The 4777-nt window shown below is 72.5% G+C and carries 7 protein-coding genes; 5 read left to right on the top strand and 2 right to left on the bottom strand.

Translation table 11 applies throughout. The features are described 5' to 3' along the window. Positions 1-670: hypothetical protein (locus AB0J68_RS27430; protein ID WP_363941217.1), on the top strand; the 670-nt coding region annotated here is incomplete at its 5' end. Positions 671-787: 117 nt separating this feature from the next. Here AB0J68_RS27430 and AB0J68_RS27425 read toward each other — a convergent pair. Further along, the gene (locus AB0J68_RS27425) at positions 788-1240 is read right to left on the bottom strand and encodes an SRPBCC family protein (RefSeq protein WP_354859442.1); all 453 of its coding nucleotides are present in this window, start codon (positions 1238-1240) and stop codon (positions 788-790) included. 171 nt (positions 1241-1411) lie between these two features. Between AB0J68_RS27425 and AB0J68_RS27420 the strand changes: the two genes are divergently transcribed. Continuing rightward, positions 1412-2389, top strand: coding sequence for a PfkB family carbohydrate kinase (locus tag AB0J68_RS27420; RefSeq protein WP_354859439.1), 978 nt, complete (start codon positions 1412-1414; stop codon positions 2387-2389). After that, positions 2386-3213: a 5'/3'-nucleotidase SurE gene (locus AB0J68_RS27415; protein WP_363941214.1), complete on the top strand. Its 828-nt coding sequence runs from the start codon at positions 2386-2388 to the stop codon at positions 3211-3213. Before AB0J68_RS27420 ends, AB0J68_RS27415 begins: the two co-directional genes overlap by 4 nt. A gap of 9 nt (positions 3214-3222) precedes the next feature. Here AB0J68_RS27415 and AB0J68_RS27410 read toward each other — a convergent pair whose 3' ends face one another. Further along, a complete protein-coding gene (locus tag AB0J68_RS27410; RefSeq protein ID WP_354859435.1) occupies positions 3223-3585 on the bottom strand; it encodes an STAS domain-containing protein in 363 nt (120 codons plus the stop codon). A 401-nt stretch (positions 3586-3986) separates the two neighbouring features. Between AB0J68_RS27410 and AB0J68_RS27405 the strand changes: the two genes are divergently transcribed. Beyond that, positions 3987-4127, top strand: coding sequence for a hypothetical protein (locus tag AB0J68_RS27405; protein WP_234589220.1), 141 nt, complete (start codon positions 3987-3989; stop codon positions 4125-4127). Between the two features lie 139 nt (positions 4128-4266). Then, positions 4267-4674: a hypothetical protein gene (locus AB0J68_RS27400; RefSeq protein ID WP_363941212.1), complete on the top strand. Its 408-nt coding sequence runs from the start codon at positions 4267-4269 to the stop codon at positions 4672-4674. Positions 4675-4777 lie beyond the last annotated feature (103 nt).

Below are 4777 nucleotides of genomic sequence, written 5' to 3'. Positions count from 1 at the left end.
CGGCCCCCGGTCGCGCGGGTGCGCCGGCCCCGGGTACGTCAGCGGACGTACCCCGGACGCCGCCGGTGATCGGACGACCCGGCCGGGCCGGGCCGGCAGCATGTCGGGTATGCCGCGAATCCCACCCGCCACCCGCAAGGCGCTGCTCACCCTGCACCTCATCACCTCGCTCGGTTGGCTCGGGGCCGACCTGGTGCTGCTCACCCTCGGCATCGCGGCACAGCGCGGCGCCGACCCGGCCGTGGTCTATCCGGTCGCCGGGCTCGTCGGCACGGTGCTGTTCGCGCCGCTGAGCGTGCTCGTCTGGCTCGTCGGCGTCGCCAGCGCGCTGCTCACCCCCTGGGGCCTGGTGCGCCACCGGTGGGTGCTGGTCAAGCTCGTGATCACCACGGCGATGGTCGGGCTGGTGCTGTTCCTGCTCACCCCGAACCTGCGGCACGCGAGCGCGCTGGGCGCCGCCCTCCCCGCCCGGGATCGCGCCGACCTGGTGATCGCGCCCGCGGTGTCGACCAGCCTCATGATCATCGCGACCGTGCTCTCCACGTACAAGCCCTGGGGCCGCCGACCCGCCCGACCCACCGGCGCACGCCATACCTCCGCCGCCGCGAGCCCGGCACGCAACGCGCCACAAGATCGCGCAACAACACGGAAGTCAACAGTGTTGCGTTAGGGCTCCGGCCGGCCAACCCGTGCTGGATGGCCCGGCGATCATGGAGTTGTGGTGCCTGCCTTGGCGTTGTATGGGCGTTTTGTGGCCCACCACAACTCCATGATCGGCGAGGCACGATCATGACGCGGGGCGGTCGAGGGCCGCACCGAGGCGGGTGGCCAGGGCGAGGTGGGCGGCGCGGGCCTGTTGGAAGGCGTACCGGAACAGGGGCGTCGGCGCGCGCAGGGTGATGTCGACGTCGATCCGGACCAGGCCGTCCGGCTCGGCGCGCAGCCGGGTGTGGTTGCGGACGGTGGTGGCCGGCCACTGGCGGGCCACCGTGACGATCTCGTCAGGTTCGCTGATCAGCACGTCCGCCTGGTAGGTGGTGCGGAAGCGCAACGGCCCCACCGCCAGCCTGTCGTTGATCGTGTAGCTGGCTCGGGCGCCCGGACGGGGCGGCACCCGGCGGACCCGGACGATCAGGGGGTGCAGTTCGCCCTGGCGGGTCAGGTCGCTCAACAACGCCGCCGCCTCGGCGAGTGAGCAGCGGGCCTGGACGGTGTAGCTGAAGCTGTCGCTGCTGAGCACACAGTCTCCCGACGTCGCTGGTCGCACGATCGTCCCGTACGCGGCTCAGGCTGGCAACGCCCGGACGGACACCGTCCGTTGTCCCGGTATTCGCGCAGCATTCCCATTACGGTCGGCTGATGGGAAATCACCGGTTGTGACGGAGGGTGGACACATGTTCGGTGACGACCGGTGAGCGGGCACGTGATGGTCTTCGCGCCCACCCCGCAACTGACGGTGACCGTGGATCAGCCGAACGACCAGCCCGAACTGCACCTGCACCCCGGCGGCCAGGGCGTCTGGCAGGCCCGCATGGTGCTGTCGCTCGGGGTCGACGTGGTGCTCTGCGCCGCGCTCGGTGGCGAGGTCGGTCAGGTGCTGGAGCCGCTGCTGGTCAGCGAGGGGGTGGACCTGAAGGTGGTGATGCGCGACTCCGGCAGCGGCGGGTACGTGCACGACCGGCGGGGCGGGTCCCGACAGGAGGTCGTGGACGTGCCCGGGGACCGACTGAGCCGCCACGAGCTGGACGAGTTGTACAACCTGGCGCTCGGCGAGGGACTGCGCGCCGACGTAAGCGTCCTCAGTGGCCCGAATGCGCCGTGGCTCGTCCCGGCCGACCTGTACCGCCGCTTCGCCGCCGACCTCGGCGCCAACGGCAGCCGGGTGGTGGCTGATCTGTCCGGTGACCACCTGGGCGCCGTACTGGACGGCGGTGTGTTCTTCCTGAAGGTGAGTCACGAGGAGCTGATCCGGGACGGTCGCGCCCGCAGTGGGGACGGCGCCGAGCTGACCCGGGCGATGTACGACCTGCACGCCGCCGGCGCCGAGACGGTGGTGGTGAGCCGAGCCGACCAGCCGGCGCTGGCGCTCATCGACGGGGAGCTCTTCGAGGTGGAGATGCCCCGGCTGGAGGCCGCCGATCCGCGCGGCGCGGGCGACTCGATGACCGCCGGCGTGGCGGCCGTGATCGCCCGTGGTGGCGACATCCGGACGGCCATCCGTACCGGCGCCGCGGCCGGCGCGCTGAACGTGACCCGGCACGGGCTGGGCACCGGACGGTTGGACTCGATCACCGGGCTGGTGGAGCGGGTCCGGCTCGTCCCGGCGGACAGTCGGCAACAGGAGCGGACCACCCCCGACGAGTTGGCCGACCGGGCGGTCGAGCGATGACGCTGCGGGTGCTCGTGACCAACGACGACGGGATCGCCGCGCCGGGCATCCAGGCGTTGGCCCTGGCCGCCGCCCAGCGGGGCCTGGACGTGGTGGTCGCGGCGCCGATGGAGGAGGCCAGCGGCACCAGCGCCGCGATGAGCGCGGTGGAACGGGACGGGCGGGTGGTGGTGCACGACCATCCGCTGCCCGACCTGGCGGGCGTGCCGGCGTACGGGGTCGCCGGCTCGCCCGGTTTCATCACGCTGATCGCGCTGCACGGCGCGTTCGGCCCGCCGCCGTCGGTGGTGCTGTCGGGGATCAACCGGGGTGCCAACGCCGGCCGCGCCGTGCTGCACTCCGGCACGGTGGGCGCCGCCTTCACCGCCGCCTCGAACGGGTGCCGGGCCATGGCCGTCTCACTGGACGTGCTCTCCGCGGGCGAGGCGACGGCCGGCAGCGGCGGGGCAGCGGTGGACGCCGCAGCCCGCGTACGCGACGCCGAACGGCACTGGGTCACCGCCGCGCGGGTCGCCCTGGACCTGCTCCCCCGGCTGACCGCCGCGCCGCCGGAGAGCGTGCTCAACGTCAACGCCCCCGACCTGCCGCACGGACGGCTGCGCGGGGTACGTCGCGGCTCCCTGGCCAGCTTCGGTCAGGTGCAGATGACGGTGGCCGAGTCGGGGCACGGCTTCGTGCGTACCGCGCTGGAGGAGCCCGGCCAGGCCGCGCAGCCCGGCACGGACCTGGCGTTGCTGGCCGCCGGGTACGCGTCGGTGACGGCCATCCGAGCGGTCACCGAGGTGACCGACGTGGACCTGACCGGTCTGGACGAGCAGCCTTGACGGGGGCGCTCAGGCGCCCGGAAGCACCTCGGGGGTGGCGGCCCCGGCGAAGTAGGGCTCCGGTGCGCCGAAGAGACCGAGCAGACCGGTCACCCAGAGCTGACGGTGCACGAACCGGCTCGGCTCGGTGACCACCAGCTTGACGCCGCTGACCTCGGCGGTCTGGAAGCCGGCGACCATGGCGCTGATGCCGACCGAGTCGATGAAGGTGACCAGCCTCATGTTCAGCTCGATGCGGACCGGGCGGCTCTTGGCCAGCACCTCCGCAATCGCCTCACGCACCTCGTACGCTGTGTCGACGTCGATCTCGCCCCGGGGGGCGATCTCCACGACACCACCGGACAGGACCGACTTCACGATCGACAGGCTCACGCGAGCACCTCCACCCGCCCGTCCCCCGGGCGTCTCATCAGTACGCGGGCCGCGACCGAGAGTATTCCTCCGACGGCCTCGGTCGCCACCCCTCGGGATGAGCAATTCACGGATCCGGGCGAACAAAGTCGCCCATATCCCCACTTTTCGGTATCTGATCAACCAATACTTTTCGTTATCTGACCACTCCACGATCGGTCGGAACCGACGCGTCGCCGGACCAGGGTAACGGGCGTGACCCGACACGCCCGACAACCGACCCATCCCGTACGCCGGCCCCGCCTGGGACCGGCGTGTCGCGCCACGGTCGCCCGGTCGCGTCCGGTCCGATCCGGTCGGGCGGTTGCCGACGCCACCTAGCATCAGCCCCGGGACACCCACCGCGGCGGAGAGGACCTTCGATGATCAAGCGACTGGCCGGGCTGGCCGGAGTCGGCGTACTGCTCGCCCTCGTACTGGCCTGCGGTTTCGGCGGCGGGGACGACGATGACGACGACGATGACGACTTCGCCCGCGGTGCGGCCGTGGTGGCGGTGCGCTGAGGGAGCCGGTGAGCCCCGGCCGACCGGGTTTGCGGCCGACCGGCCCGGGGCACTGCGGAATCAGCGAAACCGTGCCGCGCTGGACAGACGCCGAAGTCCGAAGTGGCCGGTGGCTTCGGCACCCGAGGAGGTAACCACGATGTTCGGAACCAACCTGCTGGACCGGCGCAGCAAGCCGGAGCGGATCGCGGATCAGGCGTGGGAGCACCTGCTCTCCGCCGTCAGCTTCGCAGGCGACAGTGTCCGGGACACCGCCCGTTCGGCCCGTCGCAGCAGCGGCGATCTCGCCGACGGGGCGGGTGACCTGGTCGGCTCCGCGGCGGAGGAGGCCCGACGTCGGGCCTCGCGCGCCTTTGACGCGCTCGCCGGGCGCCAGCCAGCGCTGCCGTGGACGCTCCTGATCGGGGCCGCGCTGGTCGGCGCGGCGGTCGGCTGGGCCGTCGGCTCCGCTGCCCGTGCCGCCGGCAGCCGGGACGACCGCGCGGTGGACGACGTCGAGTTCGTCGACGTCGACCGCCCCAACTCCCCCGTCGGCCTGGACGACTAGCCCCGAGCGGGCCCCGCCGACCTTCTGGTCGACGGGGCCCGTTCGCATTGCTCGGTGGGTGGCTCGACGATCGGGATGGGGCCGGTCCGCCGGGGTGCCGGAC

The organism is Micromonospora sp. NPDC049580, assembly GCF_040675595.1.
GTDB lineage: Bacteria > Actinomycetota > Actinomycetes > Mycobacteriales > Micromonosporaceae > Micromonospora.
Note: the sequence above shows the minus strand (reverse complement) of the source record. Positions and strands in the feature narration are given on the sequence as shown.